The organism is Arthrobacter sp. Soil_C_60, assembly GCF_057656375.1.
Window position 1 is genome coordinate 1 of record NZ_JBDGKM010000008.1, and the last position, 22,177, is coordinate 22,177.

Sequence of the window (22,177 nt, forward strand, 5' to 3'; positions counted from 1 at the left end):
TTGATGCGCGGATCCGCCACGAGCGCCTGGCCGACCGAGCGGCCGGCACCGAAGAGCAGCGAGAAGACGCCGTCGGGTAGGTCGCTGTCCTTGACGGCCTTCGCCACGGCCTGGCCCACCAGTTCGGCGGTGCCCGGGTGGGCGTTGTGCGCCTTGACGATCACCGGGCAGCCGGCGGCCAGAGCGGAAGCGGTGTCCCCGCCGGCGGTGGAGAACGCCAGCGGGAAGTTGCTGGCACCGAACACGGCCACCGGGCCCAGCGGAATGTGGCGCTGGCGGATGTCCAGGCGGGCCGCCGGTTTGCGGTCCGGCTGCGCCGGATCGATGCGGACCTGCAGGTGGTCGCCCTGACGGACGACGGCGGCGAACATCCGCAGTTGGCCGATGGTACGGCCGCGTTCGCCTTCCAGCCGGCCGGCGGGCAGGCCGGTTTCGACCGTGCCGCGTTCGGTCAGCTCGGCGCCGATGGCTTCGATGTTGTCGGCGATGCGCTCAAGGAACGCTGCACGTACCTCGGGGGAGGTGGCGCGGTAGGTGTCGAAGGCTGCTTCGGCTGCTTTGGTGGCGTCTTCGAGCTGTGCCACGCTGACCATGCCGAAGGCAGGCTCAAGCTTTTCGCCGGTGGCGGGATTGATGGCATTGACCTCGCCGTCGGTCCCGTTGACCGGGGTGCCGGCGATGATGGAATTTCCTGTAATGGGCACGGGCAATCTCCTAGCTGATTTTGTTGATCAGGGTGGTCAGTTCGTGCAGGTCGGACTCGGTAAGGTCCTGCAGCGGCGGGCGGACCTTGCCGCCGTCGCGGCCCACGGCGGTCAGGCCGGCCTTGACGATGGACACGCCGTACCCCTTCACCCGGTCGCGGATGTCGAGGTACGGAATGACGAAGTCGTTGAGCTTCTGGTAGACGGCCGTGCGGTTTTCGGCGCGGACATCCTGGTAGAAACCGAGCGCGAATTCGGGCACGAAGTTGAACATCGCCGAGGAGTAGGTGCTCACGCCGAGCTGCAGCAGCGGTAGCGCGAAGGTCTCCGCCGTCGGCAGTCCGCCGATGTAGGCGAGGCGCTCGCCCACCTTGGCGTAGATCCGGGTCATCTGCTCGATGTTGCCGATGCCGTCCTTGAAACCGATCAGGTTCGGGTTGCGTTCGGCCAGGATGGCCACCGAGGTGTCCGTCAGGACGGCGTTCGCCCGGCTGTAGACGATGACGCCCAGGTTGGTGGCGCGGCAGACGGCGCTGACGTGCTCGATCAGGCCTTCCTGGTCCGCCTCGGTCAGGTACGGCGGCAGCAGCAGCAGCCCGTCCGCACCGGCGGCCTCGGCAGACTTCGCCTGCTCGATGGCTTGGAAGGTCGGTCCGGTGGCGGAGGCCAGGACGGGGACCTTGCCGCCGATTTCATCCACCGCAACCCGGACCAGGCGGTCCATTTCCGCCATGGTGAGGGAGAAGCCTTCACCCGTGCCGCCGCCGGCGAAGAGACCCGCCACGTCGTAGCCGGCCTGCCAGGCGAGGTGCTCGCGGTACCGGGCCTCATCGAACTGCAGGTCCGCATCGAAGTGCGTTACCGGAAAAGAGAGCAGACCGGATTTGATCTGGGTTGCCAATTCGGCCGGGTTCAGCTGTGCCACGTGTTGTGTCCTTAGGTCGGCGGCGCCAGGTCCTTGCCTTAGCGCCGAAAGGGGGGTTGCATTGCTGCCAGCCTAGGAACACTTTCGATGCATGTCCAAGAGTGTTTTTGTATGGTTTGATACCTTCCCTGCATTACGAGGGCGGAGCCCGCGGCGCAGCGGATGAATCACGCCTGCTCGATCAGGTCCATCACCCGGTGCAGCGCCGGATTCCGGGCATCGCGCTGCCAAATGGCATATAGCTCCACGGGGTCTTCGCCGAAGCCCTCGACACGTGCGTACTCCACGCCATCGATGCCCAGCACACTGGCCGACTGCGGGACCAGCGCGATCCCGCGGCCGGCCGCCACCAGCAGCACCATGGTCAGGATCTGGCTCACGGTATGGACAAAGTTCGTGTTGGTCACCGGCAGGGTCCTGACCACCAGGTCGTAGAAGTAGCGCGCCTGGGTGGGGGAGTGCATGATCAGGTCTTCATTGCGCAGGTCCTCCCCGGTGATAGCTCGCCCGAGCCGCCCCAGCGGGTGTCCCGCCGGCAGGGCGGCCACCATCGGCTCCCGGTACAGCAGCCGCGAATCGAACAGCTCCTCATCAAAGGGCGGCCGGGCCAGGCCGATGTCGATCTCACCCTTGACCAGGGCCGGAATCTGTTCGCGCGTCACCATCTCCGTAAGCTCGACGTCGATCTCCGGCAGGTGCGTCCCGATCTCGTTCAGCAGGGCGCCCAGCAGTCCGTAGGTGGAGGCCGCGGTGAAGCCGATGCGGATGGTGCCTGCCGCGCCGGCCGAGATCCGGCGGGCAAGATCCGGGGCGCTGTCCGCCAGGGCGAGCAGTTTGTGTGCCTCGACGAGGAAGGCCTCGCCGGCCGACGTGAGCGTCACCCGGCGGTTGTCCCTCTCGAAGAGCTGTACCTGGATGGCCCGCTCAAGCTTTTGGATCTGCCGGCTCAGGGGAGGCTGGGTCATATTGAGGCGTTCCGCGGCGCGGCCGAAGTGGAGTTCTTCGGCAACGGCCACAAAGCCGCGAAGCTGGTCGAGTGAGTACATGATGCACAGAGGGTATCACTTCATGCCTTATTGGGCTTGGACAAGTATCATGAACTGTCCCTAGGCTTCCAGAAGCACTTTGCAGTGGTGATGGGCCTCACAACCGTTCACGGGGCCCGCAGCGACACCCTGCACCATCTAAGAGGAGACTTAAATGTTCGCATCCAAGCTCACCCGCCGCGCGGCCGTGTCCGCGAGTGCGGGCCTGGCGCTTGCCTTGGGCCTGACCGCCTGCGGCGGCAATGTCGCCGATTCCGGGGCAACGGGAGACGGCAGCGAGTTCCCATCCGGCCCCGTTACCTTGACTATCGGCCAGGACCCGGGCGGAAGCACCGACCTCATCGGCCGCGCGCTGGCCGAGAATGCCGCCGACCCGCTGGGCGTTGCCATTCCCGTGGTCAACAAGCCCGGCGCCAATGGCGCCCTGGCTACCAAGGAAGTTGCCGGTATGGAACCGGATGGTCAGAACCTGATTCTGCTCAATGCCTCCCTGATCACGATCACGCCGCTGGCTGTCAGCGAAGAGGAAGCGGTCTCGCTGGATGACGTCGAGGTCATCACCGGCATTTCCCAGGACGACTACGTTCTGGTGGCCAACGCCGAGTCCGGCCTGAAGACCATGGAAGATATCACCAGCGCCGACAAGAACTTCAACTTCGCCACCACCGGCGTCGGCACCGGCAGCCAACTGGCCCAAGCATTGCTGTTCAAGCAGGCCGAGGTTGAGGGAACCGATGTTCCGTTCGACGGCGGCTCCCCGGCCATGACCGCATTGCTGGGCAACCAGGTGGACCTGGCGACCATCCAGCTGGGCGAGGCCATGCCCCAGATCGAGGCGGGCAAACTGACCCCGATTGTGACGTTCTCCGAAGAGCGCAACCAGTACCTGCCGGACACACCCACCGCCATCGAGGCCGGTTACGACGTTCCGGTGTCCCAGTACCGCGCCGTGGCCGCACCGAAGGGCACCCCGGAGCCGGTTCTGGCCGAGCTGAAGGAAGCCTTCACCGCGGCATTCGAATCCGAGGCCTACAAGGAATTCAACGAGCAGAACCTGTTCACGCCGACGGAGATCGATGGCGAGCAGCTGGCCGAAGACTGGAAGGGATACGCCGAGAAGTACAAGGCCCTCACCGAGGAATACGGCGTTGATCTCGGAGGCACGAAGTGACATCACCCACCGGTGATGGTTCCAACCTCGGCGGCAGCGACGTGCGTGCTGCCGCCGAGGCGGGCTCCGTGCTTGACGACCTGACGCCGGAGCAGATCGCGGCCGAATGGGACGAGGACAAGCCCCCTGCGGCAGGCCCGCTGGCGAACATTGCGGCAGCAGCCGTCGTCGTCGTTATTGGAGTGGCCGGCATTTTCCTCTCCCTGGCCATGGGGCTGGGGACGCCAGAGGCGCCCGAACCGGGTATGTGGCCGTTCATCATCAGCGTAGTGCTGGTTGTCCTGGCCGTTGCGCTCGCAGTCTTTGGCCGGAAGACGCTGGATGCGGAGAAATTCTCCTCCTCCAGTTGGGCCGTGCTCGCCGGTGTCGGCACGCTGATCGGATTCGTGCTTCTGGTGGGAACCATCGGTTTTGAGATCCCGTCGCTGTTGCTGACCTTCGTCTGGCTGAGGTTCCTGGGCAAGGAAACCTGGCGGATGTCCACGGTGCTCAGCTTCGCCGTTGTAGCCGCCTTCTACCTGATCTTCGTCGTGGCCCTCAGCGTGCCCGTCCCGCATTTGTTCTAGGGAAGACTCATGGAATTTTTTGAACCGGTGATCAACGGTTTCGGCGTCGTGCTGGAACCGATGAACCTGTTGTACTGCCTGCTCGGCGTCATGATCGGCATGCTGATCGGTGTGCTGCCTGGCCTCGGCCCCGCCGCCACCATCGCGATCCTGCTGCCCCTGACCTACGGCGTGGAGCCGGTCACCGCGATCATCATGCTGGCCGGCATCTTCTACGGTGCGCAGTACGGCGGCACCATCACCTCCGTGCTGCTGCGGCTGCCGGGCGAGGCCTCCGCCGTTGTCACGGTGTTCGACGGCTACGCGCTGGCTAGACAAGGCAAGGCCGGAACGGCGCTGGGCATCGCGGCCATTGGATCCTTCATCGGCGGCACCGTCTCCATCATCGGCCTGACCCTGCTGGCCCCCATCGTTGCGGGCTTCGCGCTGGACTTCGGCCCGCCGGAATACACCGCCCTGGCCTTGCTGGGCATCCTTCTGGTGGCTACGGTCAGCAACGGCGGCAAGCTCAAGTCCGTCATTGCCGCGGGCCTCGGACTGCTGCTGGCCACGGTGGGCCGCGACGGCTTCACCGGCGAATCCCGTTTCACCTTCGGCAGCCTCTCGCTGGCCGACGGCCTGGACTTCGTGCCGATCGCCATGGGCATCTTCGGGCTCGGCGAAATCCTCTACAACCTGGAGCAGCGCCACAATAAAGTGCAGGCTCCGGCGAAGGTGGCCAACGTCTGGCCCTCTCGGCAGGACCTCAAGCAGTCCTCCGGCGCCATTGGCCGCGGCTCCATCCTCGGGTTCTTCCTGGGCATCCTTCCCGGCGGCGGTGCCACGCTTTCCTCGCTGGCGGCCTACGCCATGGAGAAGAAGCGCGCCAAGAACCCCGAGCGCTTCGGCCGCGGCGCGGTTGAAGGTGTGGCCGCACCGGAATCGGCCAACAACGCGGCGGCAACGTCGTCGTTCATCCCGTTGCTGACCCTGGGCATCCCCGCCAACGCCACCATGGCGATCATCTTCGGCGCGCTGCTGATCCAAGGTGTCACGCCCGGTCCGCAGCTGGTGGAAAACGACCCGGAACTCTTCTGGGGCGTGGTGAACTCGATGTACATCGGGAACATCCTGCTGCTGATCATGTCCATCCCGCTGGTGGGCGTCTTCGTCAAGATCTTGCGCGTGCGGGCCGCCATCCTGGCCCCGATCACAGTGCTAATCACGCTGATCGGCGTCTACACCATCCGCAACAGCGTCTTCGACATCTGGCTGGTCATCTTCTTCGGCGTGATCGGCTACCTGATGAAGAAGTTCGGCTTCGAACCCGGGCCGCTGGTGCTGGCCTTTGTGCTCGGCGCCCTGCTGGAAGAGAACCTGCGCCGTTCGCTGCTGGTCTTCGGCGGCGACGCGGCCGGCTTTGTCACGCGTCCTATTTCCGGCGTGCTGCTGCTGGTCTTCCTGATGGTGATTTTCCTGCCGCTAATCCAGACTCTGTTCAAGAAAGCCCGCGCCAAAAAGGCCGCAAACACCGACGATCCGTCGCGGAAGAATGAAAAGGAATCAGTATGAGTATTCTGGTCGGCTACCTGCCCACCCCCGAAGGCGAAGCCGCGCTGACGGCTGGCATTGAAGAAGCCAAGCTGCGCGGGCTGGACATGGTGATCCTCAATTCTCCGCGCAAGGGAGCCCCGGTGGATGCCGCACTGGCCTCGCCCGAACAGGTTGCCGAGCTGGTGCAGCGGGCCGCGGACGCGGGCATTACCGCCACCGTCCGCCAGCCCGGCCACACCGATGACCTGACGGACGAGTTCATGGACGTGGCAGAGGCTGTCAACGCGTCCCTGATCGTCATCGGCCTCCGCCGACGCTCGCAGGTGGGCAAGTTCATCATGGGCAGCCAGGCCCAGCGGATCCTGCTCCAGACGGACCGCCCGGTACTCGCGGTCAAGGCCCCGGACGGCCTCTAAATACCACGTACGACGGCGGCTGCCGGCCTTTTCGTTCGAAAGGCCGGCAGCCGCCGTTGTGCTTGGGAGAATTGCAGGGCGCGCTGAACGGCCCGGCTTATTGGAGTTTTGTGCGGTCAGGCCTAGCGAGCTAGACAGGGCGGCGGGCGAGCCGGGCGCGGGAGTTGGCCAGATGGGCGCGCATGGCGGCGGCGGCGGATTGTGCGTCCTGCCGGCCGATGGCGTCGAAGACGGTCTCGTGTTCGAAGGCGACGCGGGAGAAGTGCGTCTCCTCGCCGTCGTCGTTGTTCGCGAGCAGCCGGGTCTGGGGCATGGCGATCATCGCGGGGCCGAGGGAGGCGAGCAGATCCACATAGAACCGGTTGTTGGTGGCCACGGCAATGGCCCGGTGGAACCGGAAGTCCGCCTCCACCGCCTCGCTGGGCTTGTTCCGGGCGGCGCGGAAGTCCGCCAGCGCGCCGTCGATCTTGGCCAGCTGGGTGGGGGTACGGCGCAGCGCGGCCAGAGCCGCGGCCTCCACCTCCAGGCCGAGCCGGAAGTCGAGCAGCTGCAGTCGGTCCTCGGGGGTGCGGATCTGCTCCGGCCCGGCGGTGAAGGACTCCTCGCTGGGCCGGGTCAGCACATAGGTGCCCTTGCCGCGGTAGGTTTCCACCAGCCCGGCCGCCTGCAGCCGCGAGATCGCCTCGCGGATGACGGTGCGGCTGACGGCGAACTGCTCCATGAGCGCGCTTTCGGACGGCAGCTTGTCGCCCGGGCCGATGCCGCCGTCGACAATGCTGCTCCTGATCTGCTCCACCACGGAGTGGGTGAGGCTGCGGGAGGAACCGCGGTCGACGGCGGCGGGCTCGGCCATAGATGTCCTTGTGGTTCTCGGCGGGGTGGTTCTGGGCGGGCTAGTTCGTGCCGAACTCTACCGTGTCCGTGGTCCAGGCATGGGCCTGCTCGCTGAGCGTGAAGCCCAGGCCCGGCCGGTTGGGAACGATCATGCGTCCGTGGCGGGTTTCCAGCCGCTCGTTGAACAGCGGGTTGAGCCACTCGAAGTGCTCCACCCAGGGCTCGCGCGGGTAGGCCGCGGCCAGGTGCAGGTGGATCTCCATGGCGAAATGCGGTGCCAGCTGGAGCCCGGCCTGGTCCGCCAGGGCTGCCAGGCGGAGGAAGGGCGTGATCCCGCCGATCCGCGGGGCGTCCGGCTGGATGATGTCCACGCTGCGGTTGTTGATCAGGCTGATGTGCTCGGTGACGCTGGAGAGCATCTCGCCGGTGGCGATCGAGGTGTCCAGGGCGTTGGCCAGCTGGGCGTGGCCTTCGGCGTCGTAAGCATCCAGGGGTTCCTCGATCCAGACCAGATTGAACTGCTCCAGCACCCGGCCGAAGCGCATGGCCGTGGGCCGGTCCCACTGCTGGTTGGCATCGACCATCAGCGGCACGTCGTCGCCGAGGTGCTCGCGCACGGCGGTGACGCGGGCCAGGTCAAGTTTGGTATCCGGCTGGCCCACCTTGATCTTGATGCCGCCGATGCCCGCGGCCAGTGAGGCGCTGGCGCGCTCCTTGACCTCCTCGATGGGGGCTTGCAGGAAGCCGCCGGAGGTGTTGTAGGTCTGCACGGAATCGCGGTAGGCGCCGAGCAGTTTGGCCAGCGGGAGGTTCGCCCGCTTGGCCTTAAGGTCGTAGAGCGCGATGTCCAGCGCGGCGATGGCCTGGGTGGCGACGCCGCTGCGGCCCACCGAGGCGCCGGCCCAGAGCAGCTTCTGGTAGACCCGGCCGATGTCATTGGGGTCCTCGCCGATTAGATTGTCCGCGACTTCCTTGGCATGGGCGTACTGAGCGGGGCCGCCGGCGCGCTTGGAGTAGCTGAAGCCAATTCCGTGGTGGCCGTCCTGCGTGGTGATCTCGGCGAAGAGAAACACGATCTCGGTCATCGGCTTCTGCCGGCCGGTCAGAACTTTGGCATCGCTGATTGGCGTTTGCAGCGGGAGTGTCAGCGTCGAGAGCTTCACATGCCGGATGCGGTCAGTGGTGGCTTCACCGCCCGAGATGGCGGCGAGAGGATTGGAGAAGGTAGTGGCAGTCATCGGGGTCCTTTAATCGGGTGGGCGATGCTTGAAATAGTACAAGTGCCAGACTTGTACTACAAGTACTTTCTGCGGCAGGCACTGCGGGAACGCATGTATGTTGGTTTCAAACCGCCCCTGAGCGGTCCCGATGACATTCTCGAAGAGGAGACCCCGATGGCAGGAATCATCATTGTTGGCGTGGATGGCAGCGAAACTTCGATGAAGGCCGCCCGAACTGCCGCACAGCTTGCCGCCGGACTCTCGGCGGAGCTGAGGGTGGTCACCGCCCATGCGACCGATAACGCCGAGGTGGTGCGCATCGGGAATGACAAGTGGTACTTGTCGGATTCGGCAACGGCCGAAAAAGTGGCCAAGAAGGCTGCCGAGGATCTCGCCACTGAGGGGCTTCATGCCAGCTATGCCGCGCTGCACGGCAAGCCGCAGGACGTCCTGATCGAGGAGGCCCAGCGGGTGGACGCGCAGCTGATCGTGGTGGGCAATGTGGGGATGAAGGGACTGGGACGGGTGCTCGGCAGCGTGGCAACGTCCGTGGCGCAGCGCGCGTCCTGCGACGTGTACATCGCCAAGACCGACTCCTGAGAGCGGGCACCTGATTGAACCCGCTGAAGGTGGCTGACCGCGCCCTTGTTCCGCACTTCGAAGTCATGAAGATCCTGCACCGGGTCGCCCAGATGCGGGCGACGGGACGGGACGTGATCTCGCTTTGCGCCGGCGAACCCTCCGGCGGGGCCCCTCGGGGAGTGTCGGCAAAGGCTGCGGAGGTTCACGCGTCCGGCATACCCCTGACGTACACCAGCGCGTTGGGGATCAGCGAACTGCGCGAAGCCGTGGCGGGGCACTACCGCCGCTGGTACCGGTTGGAAGTCGAAGCCGACGAGGTGGCCATCACCACCGGCTCCTCGGGGGCGTTCATGCTCACGTTCCTGGCCGCCTTCAACCCGGGCGACCGCGTTGCATTGGCCCGGCCCGGGTACCCCGCCTACCGGAACATCCTCAGCTCGCTGGGCTGCGAAGTGGTGGAGATCGACTGCGGTCCGGCCGAGCGCTTCCAGCCGACGCCGGCCCTGCTGGATGCTGCAGCCGCCGCCCACGGTCCGCTCGCCGGACTGATCCTTGCCTCGCCGGCGAACCCCACGGGGACGATGGTCTCCCGTGCGGAGCTTGCGGCGCTGACGCAGTGGTGTGCGGCCAACGGGGTGCGGCTGGTCAGCGACGAGATCTACCACGGCATCACCTATCCCGCCGACCCCCAGGCGCCCGACGCCCGAGGTGTGTGTGCCTGGGAACTGGACCGGACCGGCGTCGTCATTTCCTCGTTTTCGAAGTACTGGGGGATGACCGGCTGGCGGCTTGGCTGGGCACTGATGCCGCGGGATCTGGCTCCGGCGATGGAAGCGCTCGCCGGCAATGTGGCGCTGTGCCCGCCTGCGCCGGCTCAACTGGCGGCCGTCGAAGCCTTCAGCGAGGACTCCTACAGCCAGGCCGAGGCTGCCGTGGCCGAGTTCGCCGCGATCCGGCGGATCCTGCTGGACAACCTCGCCAGGCTGCAGTGGGGAACGGCCGCGCCGGCCGACGGGGCGTTCTATCTCTACGCCGAGCTGGGGGACCAGCTGTCCGGTTTCGCGGACTCCGGCGAGTATTGCCGGGCGCTGCTGGAGCAGGAAGGTGTCGCGCTGGTGCCGGGCTCCGATTTCGACGCCGTTCGCGGCCGCCGGTCCGTCAGGCTCTCTTTTGCTGCGGGTCGGGAGGCCGTGGCCGAAGCCGTGGAGCGGATCATCCGCTTCCAGGAGAGCCGCAGCCAGGCCTGAAGGGCACCGGGTCAGTTATAAGCCGGCCACGAGGAGGTTGGCGTGCAGCTGGTCCCAGCCTTCGTCCACGAGCTTCTCGGCATTGAAACCATCGGGCACCAGCATGGCTTCGACGCCGCCGGTCATCAGGGAGACTGGAGCGCTTTGTGAGCATCCCGATCCCCAGTCCTGCTCACGGCCGCGGTCCACGATGACGCAGACGGCTGATGCAGCGGACGCATCCGCTGGCTTTGCCAAATAGAACGAGAGCTCGTCTGCTTCTCCTAACAATCGTGAGGAAGCGGTGTTGATCCGCGCGTCCTGCACGTAGGCCGGAAGGGCATCTCCTGCCGTGGCGTCCTGCTGGAGTGCGGCAACGCCCTCCGGGCCGCCGCTGCACCCCGCCAATGCCAGTACCGTGAGGACTCCGCTGACGGACAGGATGAGCTTTCGCATCGGATCTGCCTTTCCCTGTTGGCGTTTCACCTGAATCTAGCCCGAACCGGTGCAGCTTTGATGTGCTGCCAGGTTTCGTTTTGGTGACGTTGTTGGCGGGAAAGCGGTTTGGGCCCGCGAACTGTTGCCAGTGCGGCGGATCGCACGCACTCCCTCCACAGCCCCTCGATATCGGCTCTTGACGCACATTCGGGCCAGCGCCCCTGTCTCGTCCCGGCTGCTCAACGAAGCATTGGGATATGCAAAGGAAGAAGCGCCATGGATGATGGCCGGTATGCGATGGCGGGTGGTGGACGTATCGAGCCGGAAGGGCCCGCCGTCGGTCGGTGGATGACTGAGCCAAGCACTGGAGAATGCCTGGCCTGCTACGTCTGGCGCATGCTTGAAAACGGGTGCCGGGGACTGCGCTGGGCTGCCAGGTTCCGTGAGATTACAGCTCCGCGCGCCACCGTCTTGGAAGGGCGCCTGGGGCGAATGGGCGCCTACTGCGACTGCGAGATTTTCTGTTTCGCATATGAGGTGGATCCGTTGTATTTCCATATCGACGAGTTGGCCGACGTGGCCGAACAGGCTGTTCCGGTGTGCATGAGCGTGCGCTCCGGGACAACGAAGCCGTGCCCGCTCTGGCGGCCGGTTCCCCGCTGGTGAGTGCCTCCGGGGATGTGGCCTGGGTGCCGCCATCGTCAGTTGGTTGATGCCGGAACCGGGCCTGGGTCAGTGCTGAGGCGGCATGCGGTCCAGGTGCTGGGACGGTACCCGATCGCGGTCATACGTGATCTCGGTGTAGCCGTGCGGCGCGGGCAAGCCGTCCGGGCCGAGGTTGACGAAGACGATTTTCTCGATGGTCAGGATGGACTGGCGGGTGAACATGTTGCGTACTTCGGCCCGCATGGTCAGCGAGGTCCGGCCGAAATGCGTGGCTGTCAGCCCCATCTCGATCAGGTCTCCCTGCTGGGCGGAACTGACAAAGTTGATCTCGGACATGTACTTGGTCACCGCCATCCCGTTGCCGAGCTGGACGATGGCGTAGATGGCGGCTTCCTCGTCGATCCAGCGCAGCAGGCTGCCGCCGAAGAGCGTGCCGTTGGCATTGAGGTCTTCGGGCCGCACCCACTTGCGGGTATGGAAGGTGATGTCGCCATTATTCATGACTTGACCCTAACCGATGCAGGCTGTGGATAACTTCTGCAACCCGCTGTTGTTTTTCGGCCGGTGGAAGCAGAAAGGCCGCCAACCCGCAATGCGGACTGACGGCCTTTCCTTTTCGTTGCGGGGACAGGATTTGAACCTGTGACCTCCGGGTTATGAGCCCGGCGAGCTACCGAACTGCTCCACCCCGCGGCGTAGTTATGACTCTAGACCCCTTAGCGCCCAAACGACGAATTTGGTGAGCTGCCTCACGAATCCGCGCCCGCCGGCCAGATTCGTGAGGCAGCATGTCGTCACGCCAAGCTGATTCCGGAACGGTCTACGGCAGCGGGAGCGGTTCGTCCAGGGGCTGGCTCTTCGGGTCCATGTCGATGCCGAGGTCTTTCGCGAACACGGTCCTGGTCGCGCTGTAGACCTGCTCTTCGCGCTCGTCGAGTTCGAACACGCGGGCACCGCGCAGATGGTGTTCCTTGGCGCCGCCGAGTCCGTAAGTGCCGAAGCCGGTGCCGGGTCCGTAGCCCAGTTCGATTCCAAAGTAGTTACCCGAGTAGGTGTTGATGTGGTCATGGCCCACATAGACACCGCGGACGTCGCCGCGCTCCTGCAGGGCGCTGAAAAGGCCAGAGTTGAAGGCGCCGGTGTAGACACTTTCGTTCTTGACGCCGACGATGCTGTGCTTCGTCACTGCAGCCGCGTGGTCGGCGTCGTCGGAGCTGAACTGGGAGCCGAACCACATGTGGTGGTGCTCGAAGAGCGGGATATGGAAGAACATCAGCGAAGGGATCTTGCCGTGCTGCCTTTCGGCGGCCTCGGACGCTTCCCGGTACCACTGGATCTGGCTGGGGCGGATCCAGTCGTAGCCCATCAGGCCTTCGAAGTCCTGGCCGCCGAGGTTCTCAGGTGCATACCGGCCGGAGTCGAGCAGCCAGATGCCGAAGGCCGGCTTGTTGCTGCTGGCGGAGCGGATGAGCAGCTGCGCATTGGACGAGCCGTCGACGCCCTTCTCCGGCCGGACGTTGACGTTGTGCTGGTAGCCGCGGACGAACTCCAGCATCTTGGCCTCAGTCATGCCGGTGCCGTTCGCCATCGAGTCCTCGTCGTGGTTGCCGAAAGTGACGGCCCACTGGATGCCGCGCGATTCCATCGGCTGCACCACGTTGTTGATGGACTGGCGCACTTCCTCGGCCGTCTTGGGCGATCCGTTGATCACGTCGCCGTTGATCAAGGCGAAGCCGGGCTTCTCGGAGTCGAGGACCTTGCCCATGAACTCGACGGTGCGCCGGTCGGTGCGCGGCCCATCCTGGGTATCGTTGAACTGGACCACGCGGAACTTGCCGTCGGGACCGAACGCCAGCGGCATCTTCGCGTTGCCTTGTCGCTGGGCGGGGACTGCGGCGTTGGCGCCTGGGGCCGCGGCCAGCATGCCGGCCAAGATCGCGCCGGTGCCGCCGGCGATCAGTCCGCGGCGTCCAAGATTGGGGGAGTTCGTGCTCATTTTCGTGCCTTTCATGCATCCCGACTGCAGGGGCAGCTCGGTGGCCGGCCCGGGGGAGGGCGGGCAAGTCGGGATTGCGACTTTAGGCAGCGGAAATGGCCGGCAGGTTGCCGGCGGGTGGAGCGCTTCCCAACGCAGTACGACGCCGGAATTAAGCTCCGGCGTCGTACTTACGGTTTGTTCGGGCTACTTGAGATGGTCCACCAGCTGATTGGCAATCCCGGTGTAGCTGCCCGGGGTCAGCGCCAGCAGGCGGGCTTCAGCCTCGGCGGACAGTCCCAGACCGGAGACGAATTCCTTCATGCGTTCGGCGTCCACGCGGTGGCCGCGGGTGAGGTCCTTCAGCCGTTCGTAGGGGTTGTCCATACCCTTGACACCGGCGATGGCTTCGGCGCGCATGACCATCTGGATCGCTTCGCCGAGCACCTCCCAGTTCTGGTCCAGGTCCGCGGCCAGCACCTCGGCCGGCACATCGAGGCGCTCCAGACCCTTGGCAACGTTTGAGATGGCCAGCATCGAGTGCCCGAAGGCCACGCCGATGTTCCGCTGTGAGGAAGAGTCGGTCAGGTCGCGCTGCCAGCGGGAGGTAACCAAGGTAGCGGCCAGAGTGTCCAGCAGGCCGTTGGAGATCTCCAGGTTGGCCTCGGCGTTCTCGAACCGGATGGGGTTGACCTTGTGCGGCATGGTGGAGGAACCGGTGGCGCCTTCCACCGGAATTTGGGCGAAGTAGCCGATCGAGATGTAGCTCCAGATGTCCGTGCAAACGTTGTGCAGAATCCGGTTGAACCGGGCGATGTCCGCGTACAGCTCGGCCTGCCAGTCATGCGACTCGATCTGCGTGGTCAGCGGGTTCCACGTCAGGCCCAGACCCTCGACGAAGCTCTTGGAAACGGCCTGCCAGTCGGCGCCTGGCACCGAAGCGTAGTGGGCGGCGTAGGTGCCGGTGGCGCCGTTGATCTTGCCCAGGTATTCGGTCCGGCCGATCCGCTCGAGCTGGCGGCTCAGCCGGTGCGCGGTGACCGCCAGTTCCTTGCCCAGCGTGGTGGGCGTCGCCGGCTGGCCGTGGGTGCGCGAGAGCATCGGGACATCCCGGTTGGCCTCCGCCATATCGCTGATCTGCGCCACGAGCGATCGGGCGGCCGGCAGCCAGGCCTGCTCTACCGCACTCTTGATGCCGACGGCGTAAGAGAGATTGTTGATGTCCTCCGAGGTACAGCCGAAATGCACCATGGCCTTGAGGTGATCGATGCCGATGTCTTCCAGCCGGCGGCCGATGTAGTACTCCACGGCCTTCACGTCGTGGACCGTGACGGCCTCGATTTCGGCCAGTTCGCGGACGGAGTTGCCGTCGAAATCGGTGACGATCTTGCGTAGCGCGGCCTGCTGCTCGGCGCTGAGCGGTCCGGCCCCCGGCAGGACGGACTGGCTGGTGAGATGGATCAACCACTCGACTTCCACGTGGACGCGGTCGCGGTTCAGCGCTGCCTCGGAGAGAAAGTCGACCAGCGGCGCGACGGCGGAGCGGTAGCGGCCGTCAAGGGGGCCAAGGGCGATTGCAGGAGTGACGTCTGCCAGGGAGACGCGGGGAGTTTCAGCCATGGACCCCATTCTTTCAAGAGTCGGGCACGATTCCCTAACCTGTCCGCTATCTTCACCGCACCGGTTTCTTGGCTGGCGGCCGCTGCGTGCCGGAGGACACGATCTCCACAGCACCGCCGCGGCTGCCTTTGCGCACATACCTGAACTGGCCTGCCTGCCATCTTGTGCCGCGGACTTAGCGTCGATGCAAGGGAAGGAAGAGTGATGGCCAGTTCGTTGCAGAGTACGACGTCGGGGCTTGCGGCCGGCGCGACGGGAGCCGACGATCTGCGGCTGGCTGCGCAGCGGCTGTACGCCTGCGAGACCGCATTGCTGGAGCTCAACGGTCGGCTGGCGGGACTGGAGCTGGCGGCCTGGGTGTCGCCGGCCGGGCAGGCCTTCCGCCGCAGCCTGGTGGAACGGCAGCTGCGGATGGACAATGCGGCAGCAGAAGTCAGGGAGGCGGCCATGGCCGTCAATGCCTTTGGCATAGCGGTTGAAGCGGCCGCCCTCATCCAGCCGGGCCCATGATCGGCGATCCCGAGTGGTTGCCTGCCCCGGCCCGGCTGGATGGGAGCTCCGGGGACCTTGGCGGCTTTCGTGTGACGGGCGGAATCGGCGGCGCAGCCTTCCAATGGGAAGAACTTGAGGACGCCGCGGTCCGGCTGGGGTCCGTGGCCGCGGATGCGGATCGAATCTATTTCGACATCTATGCACTGCAGCTGACCATCCTGGACAGCGGCCTCTTCATGGTGCCCGGGCGGGCGTTTGCGCAGGAGGCCGTGCGGCGGGCGTTGGAGGCTATTCAAGCGTCAGCCGACGACGTCCGCGAAATAGCGGACCAGGTAACCAGGGCGAAGGAAGCCTACGGTCGGGCCGAGGCTGCCGCCAACGCTGCCCTGGAGGGACTGGCGCAAGGAACCTGGTGGCTGAGTACGCCCCTGGGCGCGATGGGAAACGAGCTGCGGCCTACGCTGAGAGGCACGGAGCGGCTGATCAACCACGGAACCCGCGGCCTGCTGGCGCTGCCGCCGATACCCGGACCACCGGATGATCCCCGCTACCCCGGCTCAGGACCGGCATCGACTACCGAGCGTCTTGTTCCAAACCTCGTCGAGGCCGCGAATGGGTTGGGCCTGCTGCAGCCGGCTCCCATTTCGGTAACCCGCCGCGCCGGTGCCGGAAACGGACCCGGAGGAGAACCTGCGGCCGGGGCGGTGCCGCTGGACGCCACGCCGGCAGGACTGCTCGCGCGTGCCGGTGCTGCGGCAGCTGCCGGGCCGGGAACCATCGAGATTCTGGAAACGGAAGCGGCCACCGGCAAGAGCTGGGTTGTCTCACTGCCGGGAACGCAGTCCCAGGGGCCGGAGGCAACGGCCAATCCGTTCGATGAGACAGGGGTAGCCGAAGCACTCGCCTATGACAGCCGCCATGTCTCCGCAGCGGTTTCGGCGGCGCTGGAGGAAGCCGGCGCGGAGGCCGCGGACCAGGTGGTCCTGGTCGGCTATAGCCAAGGCGGGATCCACGCCATGAACATGGCCGCAGACAAGGCATTCCTGGCCGAGCACAACGTTTCCTACGTGCTCACGGCCGGCTCCCCGGTCGGTGACGTGAATCTGCCGGAAGGACTCAGAAGCCTGCACCTGGAGCATATCCAGGACTGGGTGCCCGGTGCGGATGGACAGTCCATTCCGGATACCAGAGACCGGGTAACCGTGACCCTGACCAACGAAGTAGCGACGCCCGACGGAGAAGACGGCGGCCTTGGCCCCGGACACGACTTCGGGAACTACGTGGCCGGAGCCCAGCTGCTGCAGGACAGCACGGATGTCTCGGTGACAGATGCCGGACTGACGCTCGGCGCCGCTGTAGGCGGAGGCCTGGCAAGCCGGCACCTGTTCACCCTTACCCGCCAGGTACCTGCCCGCGAACCCTTGCCGCCGCATAAGCGGGCATCGTACTCATTGCGGAACCGCCCGCACGGCTACTGACGCATACGCCTCGATCAAATCCCCAATGCGTGATTTGCAGCCGCCGCAGCCGGTGCCCGCCCGGGTGCAGGCGGAAACCTCGTCAACACTGCTGCAGCCGCCGGCTATCGCGTTCTCCACCCCGCCGAGCGTTGCCCCGCTGCAGCGGCACAAAGTGGAGTCCGGATCGGCAGGCGCCTGCCCGTCATCCTGCTGGTCGACCGCATCCAACCGGAACAGGGCGGTACGGTCCGCGGGCAGTTCGGCGCCGCGCTCATACAACAGCACCAGTTCGGCCGCGGTCCGGGGCATGCCGACGCAGACCAGTCCTTCGAGCACCCCGGCACGGGTCACCATTTTCGCGTACCGCCCATGTTCCGGGTCGGCCCACTGGGCTACCTGAACGGGAGGGCAAGCTGGCGGATCCCCGCCACTATCCCGTTCCGGCCGCCAAGCGTCCCAGAGCTCGGGGGAGATGTTCCCCGCCGAGGCCAGGTCCAGTCCTCGCGCCTTGAGCAGCAGGACGCCGGGCCGTTCCGGTGCCAGCGGCGCCGCCTGGGTCTGCGCCGCTGTCCCGCCTGCCACGGCCACCTGCCGCCGTGGCGCGAGCTCCAGCAAACGCCGGGCAACGTATTCCGCCTGGCGCCAACCCGGGCCGATCAGACCGGCAGGTCCCGCATTGCTGCCTGAACAGCCTGCGCAGCCGCCATCGCCGCACGCCACCTGGGCGCAGTCGCCGACGGCGAATATCCGCCCTTCCACATCGGCTTCAAGCCTGTGGTTCACCAGAATGCCCTTGTCCACACCCAGTCCGCAGCCGACAGCCAGCTCGGTCCTCGCCCGCACCCCGCAGGAGAGGAGCAGAAGATCGCCGGGAATTTCGGTGCCGTCCTCGAGCACCAGCGCGCGGAACTGGTGGCGGCCTCCCGCGGACGGACGGAAAGCAACTGCGGTGGAACGGACATCGGACGCCAGCCGGATTCCGCTGGCGTGCAGCGCGGCGGCCAGCATCCGTCCGCCGCCGGGATCAAGATTGCGTCCCAGCGGGTGCGATCCGTGATGGACCACGGTGACATCGGCTCCTTCCTCGGCCGCGGCCAGCGCCGCTTCGATGCCGAGAATCCCGCCGCCAAGAACGACGATCCGGCCGCAGGAACCGACAACAGCACGCAGCTTTGCCGCATCCTCCAGATCCCGCAGGGCCGTCACCCTGGGCGGCAGCAAATGAACGGCGGCCGGGTCCGGATTCAGGCCGGCCAGCGTAGGGACCACGGCCTGCGCCCCGGTGGCGAGCACCAACCGGTCGAAGGGCTCCTGTGTTCCGTCGTCCAGCAGCACGGTCCTGCGCGCCCGGTCGATCCGCCGGACGGTGCGGCCCAGCAGCACCGTGGCACCGTCGCCGCGGAGCTGGGCGGCATCGGCCAGCCCGATGGCTTCGCCGGTAGTTCGCCCCGTACCGACGTCGGCAACCAGGACACGGTTGTAGGCCGCCACACCTTCGGCACCGATGACCGTCAGGTCCAGCCGGCCCTCGCGGACCGCGGGGAGGATCTCGTCAACAAGGCGGACTGCCACCGGACCGAAGCCGACAATGACAACGCGTTCGACAATCCCCTCGACGTTCTGCCCGCTCACAGGGCCCCTGCTTTCGCCAGCACGCGGACCCGTACGGGGGTGGATTTGAATTCGGGCATGCCGGAAATGGGATCGGTGGCCGCGGACGTGAGGATGTTGGCCGACTGCTCCTCGGGGAAATGGAAGGGCAGGAAGACCGTATCCGGCCTGATCGCGATGGTCACATCGGCCCTGACCCGGACCGAGCCGCGGTCGCCAATGACTTCCAGCAGGTCTCCATCGGCGACACCCAGGCCCTGCGCCGTTACGGGATGCAGCTGCAGGCGTGCTTCGGGCTGTGCAGCGGCGAGCTCGGCAACCCGACGCGTCTGGGCGCCGGATTGGTAGTGCTCCAGCAGCCTGCCGGTCACCAGCATGAGGCTGCCGGGCTCGTTCAGGGCTTCGGCCGGTGCCGTGGGCGAGACAGGCACCAGCTTGGCCCGGCCGTCGTCGTGCGCAAAGCGGTCCAGGAACAGCCGCGGCGTACCCGCGGACCCGGTCGGGAACGGCCAATAGGCCTCCGCGCCGGCGTCGAGCTTCTCGTAGCTGATGCCCGAATAGTCGGCCGGACCGCCGGCAGAAGCACGCCGGAGTTCCTCGAAGACGGTTGCGGCTTCAGCGCTGAAGCTCGACGGTGCGTTCAGCCGCCGGGCCAGTTCGGCCATGATCCACAGCTCGGAGCGTGCCCCGGCCGGTGGATCGATGGACCGGCGGCGCCGCAGCACGCGCCCCTCAAGGTTGGTCATCGTCCCTTCTTCCTCCGCCCATTGCAGGACGGGCAGCACGAGGTCCGCTTCGGCGGCGGTCTCGGACGGGAAGAAGTCGGAAACCATGAGGAAGTCCAGATTGCGCAGCCCGCAGATGACGGCACCGGTATCAGGGGCAGAAACTGCCACATTGGACCCGTGGACCAGCAGGCAGCGCACGCCGCCGGGCCGGCCAAGGCCCAGGAGCATTTCGACGGCGGGAACACCGGGCCCGGGGATCTGCTCGGGCCGCACACCCCAGACACCGGCCACATGTTTCCGGGCGGCCGGATCTGTGATCTTGCGGTAGCCAGGCAGCTGGTCGGCCTTCTGGCCGTGCTCGCGGGCGCCTTGCCCGTTGCCCTGCCCAGTCAGCGTGCCGTAGCCGCTGTGGCTGCTGCCCGGAAGCCCCAGCAACAGGCTCAAGTTAATGGCCGCGGTGGTGGTGTCCGTGCCATCGACATGCTGCTCAACACCGCGGCCCGTGAGGACATAGGTCCCGCCGGTCGCCTGTCCGGCCGCATCAGGCCGTGCCCCGGATGCCAACCGGTGCGCCGTCTCGCGGATCAGTTCCGCCGGAACACCGGTCACGGTCTGGACCCGTGCCGGCCACCAGTGGTTCAGGCTCCGCCGCAGTGCCTCAAAGCCTGTGGTGCGGTCTCGGATAAAGGACTGGTCGGCGAGTCCCTCATGGACGACGACGTGGGCAATGCCCAGCAGGAGCGCCAGGTCCGTACCCGGTGTCGGCTGGAGGTGCAGCCCGGCGCCGGCCTCCGTCAGCGCGGCGGTGGCAGTACGCCGTGGGTCCACCACGATGAGGCCGCCCGCAGCCCGGGCGCCCTGCAGGTGCTGGACAAACGGTGGCATGGTGTCCGCGACGTTGGAGCCCAGGAGCAGGACGGTGTGGGCCTGATCCAGATCGGCCAGCGGAAACGGCAGCCCCCGGTCCACGCCGAACGCCCGGTTCCCCGCCGCTGCGGCGGAGGACATGCAGAACCGTCCGTTGTAGTCGATCCTGGAGGTGCCCAAGGCCAGCCGTGCAAATTTGCCCAGCTGGTATGCCTTTTCGTTGGTCAAGCCGCCGCTGCCGAAGACCCCCACCGAGTCCGGCCCGTGCAGCGAGCGGGAACTGCCGATGGCCGCCGCCGCCAGGTCGAGGGCTTCATCCCAGCCGATCGGGCGGAAGCTGCCGTCACCGCCGCGCAGCAGCGGTTCGGTCAGCCGTTCCGGCGAATCCAGCAGCGCCGGCGAAGTCCAGCCCTTCCTGCACAAACCTCCGCGGTTCGTGGGAAAGTCCCGGCCGGCTGCTTCCAGCGGCGTCCGGGCAGCGGGGAGAGCCGGCCCCCCGCCGTCGTCGTAAGTTGGTTTGGTAGCCACGGTTGCGGCCGCCGGTTCATGGGGCGCCAACCGCATCGCACACTGCAGCGCGCAGTAGGGGCAGTGCGTATCCACGGCCATCAGACACCGCCCCGGGCCATCTCGGATCCGGGCCGCAGGTAGCAGAACCACGCCACCACCAGCATCGCCGCGTAAGCCGCCACGAATCCGTAGAACGCGCCGGTGTAGCTGCCGGTGGCCGTACTGGAGGCGTTGAGGACTTGCGGAATCAGGAAACCGCCGTACGCGCCGATCGCGGAAACCAGGCCGAGCGCCGCAGCCGCCTTGCGCTCGCTGCCAACGTCCACGCTGCCGCGGGCAGTCCCGGTCCGGCCGCGGATGGCGAAGATGCGCGGGATCATCCGGTAGGTGGCGCCGTTGCCGAAGCCGCTCGCGGTGAACAGCGCCAGGAACAGCAGCAGGAAGAGCCAGAAGTTCGCCAGCGGCAGCGTCCACACCACGGCCAGTGCAATCAACGCCATGGTTGCGAACGAAGCTACCGTCATCCTTGCTCCCCCGAAGCGGTCCGCCAGCTTGCCTCCCAGCGGCCGGGCCAGCGATCCTACCAGCGGACCCAGGAACGCCAGCGAGAGAGCGGCCGAGCCCACCGCAAAGGAGGAGAACCCGGGGAAGACGTCGTGGATGAGTTTCGGGAAGACACCGGAAAAACCGATGAAGGAGCCGAAGGTGCCGATGTAGAGCAGCGCCATGATCCACAGGTGCGGCTCGCGCAAGGCCGCCACGGAACCGGCGGCATCGCCCTTCGCATGCGAGAGATTGTGCATGTACTTCCGAGCACCCCAGGCCGCCAGCAGAATCAGCGGCACCCAGATCAGTCCGCCCAGCGGGAGGTTGAGCGAAGCGGCCGCGCCGAGCGTGATCACCAAGGGCACCACCAATTGCGCGACGGCGGCGCCAAGGTTTCCGCCGGCGGCATTCAGCCCCAGCGCGTAGCCCTTTTCAGCCGCGGGGTAGAAGTAGGTGATGTTGGCCATCGAACTGGCGAAGTTGCCGCCGCCAAGGCCTGCGAGACCCGCTATCAGCAGCATCACGCCGAAGGGCGTCCCGGGATTGGCCACGCACGCGGCCAGCCCGATGGACGGGACCAGGAGCAGCAGGGCGGAGATCACGGTCCAGTTCCGGCCACCGAACTTCGGCACCATGAAGGTGTACGGGATCCGCAGGGTAGCTCCGACCAGGCTCGGAATCGAGATCAGCCAGAAGATCTGCGAGTTAGTGAAGTCGAACCCCGCCGCAGGGAGTTGGACGGCCATGATCGACCACAGCTGCCAGACGACAAAGCCCAGAAACTCGCAGAAGATGGACCAGTTCAGATTGGTCCGCGCGATCGGCCGGCCTTCGGTTTCCCAGAAGTCCTTGTCTTCCGGATCCCAGCCGTCCACCCACCGGCCCGGACGTATCCGAAGCCGCTGATGTGCCCCGGCGTCGGCGCGTGCGGCGCCGGTGGTCCTGATCTGGTCAACACTCATTCAGTCCTCCAAAAGGGAGCGGTTTCACCCTGTTGGTAAGACTGTAGGAACGGCGTGTTTCGGTAGCAGTGGCCGGAGG

At 66.3% G+C, this 22,177-nt stretch carries 21 protein-coding genes and 1 tRNA gene; 9 read left to right on the plus strand and 13 right to left on the minus strand.

The window, feature by feature from the left end; translation table 11 throughout:
- The 3 genes from AC3A4M_RS15610 to AC3A4M_RS15620 all read right to left on the minus strand — a co-directional run.
- Positions 1-704 (minus strand): aldehyde dehydrogenase family protein (locus AC3A4M_RS15610; RefSeq protein ID WP_498736744.1); only part of this gene is annotated, 704 nt, incomplete at its 3' end.
- 10 nt (positions 705-714) lie between these two features.
- The gene (kdgD, locus tag AC3A4M_RS15615) at positions 715-1,629 is read right to left on the minus strand and encodes a 5-dehydro-4-deoxyglucarate dehydratase (RefSeq protein WP_498736746.1); all 915 of its coding nucleotides are present in this window, start codon (positions 1,627-1,629) and stop codon (positions 715-717) included.
- Between the two features lie 167 nt (positions 1,630-1,796).
- Entirely contained in the window at positions 1,797-2,675 is an 879-nt protein-coding gene (locus tag AC3A4M_RS15620; RefSeq protein ID WP_498729659.1) for a LysR family transcriptional regulator, read from the minus strand.
- 154 nt (positions 2,676-2,829) lie between these two features.
- Between AC3A4M_RS15620 and AC3A4M_RS15625 the strand changes: the two genes are divergently transcribed.
- From AC3A4M_RS15625 to AC3A4M_RS15640, 4 genes are read left to right on the plus strand one after another with little or no spacing between them, the layout of a single operon-like run.
- Positions 2,830-3,846: a Bug family tripartite tricarboxylate transporter substrate binding protein gene (locus tag AC3A4M_RS15625; RefSeq protein ID WP_498736748.1), complete on the plus strand. Its 1,017-nt coding sequence runs from the start codon at positions 2,830-2,832 to the stop codon at positions 3,844-3,846.
- Entirely contained in the window at positions 3,843-4,412 is a 570-nt protein-coding gene (locus AC3A4M_RS15630; RefSeq protein WP_498736750.1) for a tripartite tricarboxylate transporter TctB family protein, read from the plus strand. The genes AC3A4M_RS15625 and AC3A4M_RS15630 overlap by 4 nt, the downstream gene beginning before the upstream one ends.
- Positions 4,413-4,421: 9 nt before the next feature.
- Complete coding sequence (locus tag AC3A4M_RS15635; RefSeq protein ID WP_498736752.1) at positions 4,422-5,963, plus strand: tripartite tricarboxylate transporter permease; 1,542 nt, start codon at positions 4,422-4,424, stop codon at positions 5,961-5,963.
- Positions 5,960-6,361, plus strand: coding sequence for a universal stress protein (locus AC3A4M_RS15640; protein ID WP_498736753.1), 402 nt, complete (start codon positions 5,960-5,962; stop codon positions 6,359-6,361). Before AC3A4M_RS15635 ends, AC3A4M_RS15640 begins: the two co-directional genes overlap by 4 nt.
- Before the next feature lie 130 nt (positions 6,362-6,491).
- Here AC3A4M_RS15640 and AC3A4M_RS15645 read toward each other — a convergent pair whose 3' ends face one another.
- Both AC3A4M_RS15645 and AC3A4M_RS15650 read right to left on the minus strand, forming a co-directional pair.
- On the minus strand, positions 6,492-7,214 hold the full coding sequence (locus tag AC3A4M_RS15645) for a FadR/GntR family transcriptional regulator (protein ID WP_498736754.1): 723 nt from the start codon (positions 7,212-7,214) through the stop codon (positions 6,492-6,494).
- Positions 7,215-7,254: 40 nt separating this feature from the next.
- On the minus strand, positions 7,255-8,433 hold the full coding sequence (locus AC3A4M_RS15650; protein ID WP_498736755.1) for an L-talarate/galactarate dehydratase: 1,179 nt from the start codon (positions 8,431-8,433) through the stop codon (positions 7,255-7,257).
- A 156-nt stretch (positions 8,434-8,589) separates the two neighbouring features.
- Between AC3A4M_RS15650 and AC3A4M_RS15655 the strand changes: the two genes are divergently transcribed.
- Both AC3A4M_RS15655 and AC3A4M_RS15660 read left to right on the plus strand, forming a co-directional pair.
- Entirely contained in the window at positions 8,590-9,015 is a 426-nt protein-coding gene (locus AC3A4M_RS15655) for a universal stress protein (RefSeq protein WP_498737075.1), read from the plus strand.
- Between the two features lie 65 nt (positions 9,016-9,080).
- Positions 9,081-10,244: a pyridoxal phosphate-dependent aminotransferase gene (locus tag AC3A4M_RS15660; RefSeq protein WP_498737076.1), complete on the plus strand. Its 1,164-nt coding sequence runs from the start codon at positions 9,081-9,083 to the stop codon at positions 10,242-10,244.
- A 15-nt stretch (positions 10,245-10,259) separates the two neighbouring features.
- Here the strand turns inward: AC3A4M_RS15660 and AC3A4M_RS15665 are convergent, their stop codons facing one another.
- The gene (locus AC3A4M_RS15665) at positions 10,260-10,679 is read right to left on the minus strand and encodes a hypothetical protein (RefSeq protein WP_498736757.1); all 420 of its coding nucleotides are present in this window, start codon (positions 10,677-10,679) and stop codon (positions 10,260-10,262) included.
- Positions 10,680-10,937: 258 nt separating this feature from the next.
- Here AC3A4M_RS15665 and AC3A4M_RS15670 point away from each other — a divergent pair, with 258 nt between their 5' ends.
- Positions 10,938-11,327: a DUF2695 domain-containing protein gene (locus tag AC3A4M_RS15670; protein WP_498736758.1), complete on the plus strand. Its 390-nt coding sequence runs from the start codon at positions 10,938-10,940 to the stop codon at positions 11,325-11,327.
- A 66-nt stretch (positions 11,328-11,393) separates the two neighbouring features.
- Here the strand turns inward: AC3A4M_RS15670 and AC3A4M_RS15675 are convergent, their stop codons facing one another.
- The 4 genes from AC3A4M_RS15675 to purB form a co-directional block, all read right to left on the minus strand.
- The gene (locus AC3A4M_RS15675; protein WP_498736760.1) at positions 11,394-11,828 is read right to left on the minus strand and encodes an acyl-CoA thioesterase; all 435 of its coding nucleotides are present in this window, start codon (positions 11,826-11,828) and stop codon (positions 11,394-11,396) included.
- A 118-nt stretch (positions 11,829-11,946) separates the two neighbouring features.
- Positions 11,947-12,020: transfer RNA gene (locus AC3A4M_RS15680), tRNA-Met, on the minus strand.
- Between the two features lie 127 nt (positions 12,021-12,147).
- The gene (locus AC3A4M_RS15685; protein ID WP_498736761.1) at positions 12,148-13,323 is read right to left on the minus strand and encodes a metallophosphoesterase family protein; all 1,176 of its coding nucleotides are present in this window, start codon (positions 13,321-13,323) and stop codon (positions 12,148-12,150) included.
- Between the two features lie 186 nt (positions 13,324-13,509).
- Positions 13,510-14,922, minus strand: coding sequence for an adenylosuccinate lyase (gene purB / locus AC3A4M_RS15690; RefSeq protein ID WP_498736762.1), 1,413 nt, complete (start codon positions 14,920-14,922; stop codon positions 13,510-13,512).
- Positions 14,923-15,126: 204 nt separating this feature from the next.
- Between purB and AC3A4M_RS15695 the strand changes: the two genes are divergently transcribed.
- Positions 15,127-15,432: a hypothetical protein gene (locus tag AC3A4M_RS15695; protein WP_498736764.1), complete on the plus strand. Its 306-nt coding sequence runs from the start codon at positions 15,127-15,129 to the stop codon at positions 15,430-15,432.
- The gene (locus tag AC3A4M_RS15700; protein WP_498736766.1) at positions 15,429-16,892 is read left to right on the plus strand and encodes a hypothetical protein; all 1,464 of its coding nucleotides are present in this window, start codon (positions 15,429-15,431) and stop codon (positions 16,890-16,892) included. Before AC3A4M_RS15695 ends, AC3A4M_RS15700 begins: the two co-directional genes overlap by 4 nt.
- Here AC3A4M_RS15700 and AC3A4M_RS15705 read toward each other — a convergent pair.
- From AC3A4M_RS15705 to AC3A4M_RS15715, 3 genes are read right to left on the minus strand one after another with little or no spacing between them, the layout of a single operon-like run.
- A complete protein-coding gene (locus AC3A4M_RS15705; protein WP_498737078.1) occupies positions 16,863-18,482 on the minus strand; it encodes an FAD-dependent oxidoreductase in 1,620 nt (539 codons plus the stop codon). The genes AC3A4M_RS15700 and AC3A4M_RS15705 overlap by 30 nt on opposite strands.
- A 20-nt stretch (positions 18,483-18,502) precedes the next feature.
- Positions 18,503-20,689, minus strand: coding sequence for a molybdopterin oxidoreductase family protein (locus AC3A4M_RS15710; RefSeq protein WP_498736767.1), 2,187 nt, complete (start codon positions 20,687-20,689; stop codon positions 18,503-18,505).
- Positions 20,689-22,098, minus strand: a complete 1,410-nt coding sequence (locus AC3A4M_RS15715) for an MFS transporter (RefSeq protein ID WP_498736769.1) — start codon at positions 22,096-22,098, stop codon at positions 20,689-20,691. The genes AC3A4M_RS15710 and AC3A4M_RS15715 overlap by 1 nt, the downstream gene beginning before the upstream one ends.
- Between the last annotated feature and the right edge of the window lie 79 nt (positions 22,099-22,177).

Excerpts from the sequence above, each read along its gene's own strand:
- AC3A4M_RS15655 (WP_498737075.1), top strand. The coding sequence starts at position 8,590 with ATGGCAGGAATCATCATTGTTGGCGTGGATGGCAGCGAAACTTCGATG.
- AC3A4M_RS15645 (WP_498736754.1), bottom strand. The coding sequence starts at position 7,214 with ATGGCCGAGCCCGCCGCCGTCGACCGCGGTTCCTCCCGCAGCCTCACC.
- AC3A4M_RS15650 (WP_498736755.1), bottom strand. The coding sequence starts at position 8,433 with ATGACTGCCACTACCTTCTCCAATCCTCTCGCCGCCATCTCGGGCGGT.
- AC3A4M_RS15715 (WP_498736769.1), bottom strand. The coding sequence starts at position 22,098 with ATGAGTGTTGACCAGATCAGGACCACCGGCGCCGCACGCGCCGACGCC.
- AC3A4M_RS15700 (WP_498736766.1), top strand. The coding sequence starts at position 15,429 with ATGATCGGCGATCCCGAGTGGTTGCCTGCCCCGGCCCGGCTGGATGGG.
- AC3A4M_RS15710 (WP_498736767.1), bottom strand. The coding sequence starts at position 20,689 with ATGGCCGTGGATACGCACTGCCCCTACTGCGCGCTGCAGTGTGCGATG.
- AC3A4M_RS15660 (WP_498737076.1), top strand. The coding sequence starts at position 9,081 with ATGAAGATCCTGCACCGGGTCGCCCAGATGCGGGCGACGGGACGGGAC.
- AC3A4M_RS15685 (WP_498736761.1), bottom strand. The coding sequence starts at position 13,323 with ATGAGCACGAACTCCCCCAATCTTGGACGCCGCGGACTGATCGCCGGC.
- purB (WP_498736762.1), bottom strand. The coding sequence starts at position 14,922 with ATGGCTGAAACTCCCCGCGTCTCCCTGGCAGACGTCACTCCTGCAATC.
- AC3A4M_RS15625 (WP_498736748.1), top strand. The coding sequence starts at position 2,830 with ATGTTCGCATCCAAGCTCACCCGCCGCGCGGCCGTGTCCGCGAGTGCG.
- AC3A4M_RS15695 (WP_498736764.1), top strand. The coding sequence starts at position 15,127 with ATGGCCAGTTCGTTGCAGAGTACGACGTCGGGGCTTGCGGCCGGCGCG.
- AC3A4M_RS15620 (WP_498729659.1), bottom strand. The coding sequence starts at position 2,675 with ATGTACTCACTCGACCAGCTTCGCGGCTTTGTGGCCGTTGCCGAAGAA.
- AC3A4M_RS15640 (WP_498736753.1), top strand. The coding sequence starts at position 5,960 with ATGAGTATTCTGGTCGGCTACCTGCCCACCCCCGAAGGCGAAGCCGCG.
- AC3A4M_RS15665 (WP_498736757.1), bottom strand. The coding sequence starts at position 10,679 with ATGCGAAAGCTCATCCTGTCCGTCAGCGGAGTCCTCACGGTACTGGCA.
- AC3A4M_RS15675 (WP_498736760.1), bottom strand. The coding sequence starts at position 11,828 with ATGAATAATGGCGACATCACCTTCCATACCCGCAAGTGGGTGCGGCCC.
- AC3A4M_RS15670 (WP_498736758.1), top strand. The coding sequence starts at position 10,938 with ATGGATGATGGCCGGTATGCGATGGCGGGTGGTGGACGTATCGAGCCG.
- AC3A4M_RS15635 (WP_498736752.1), top strand. The coding sequence starts at position 4,422 with ATGGAATTTTTTGAACCGGTGATCAACGGTTTCGGCGTCGTGCTGGAA.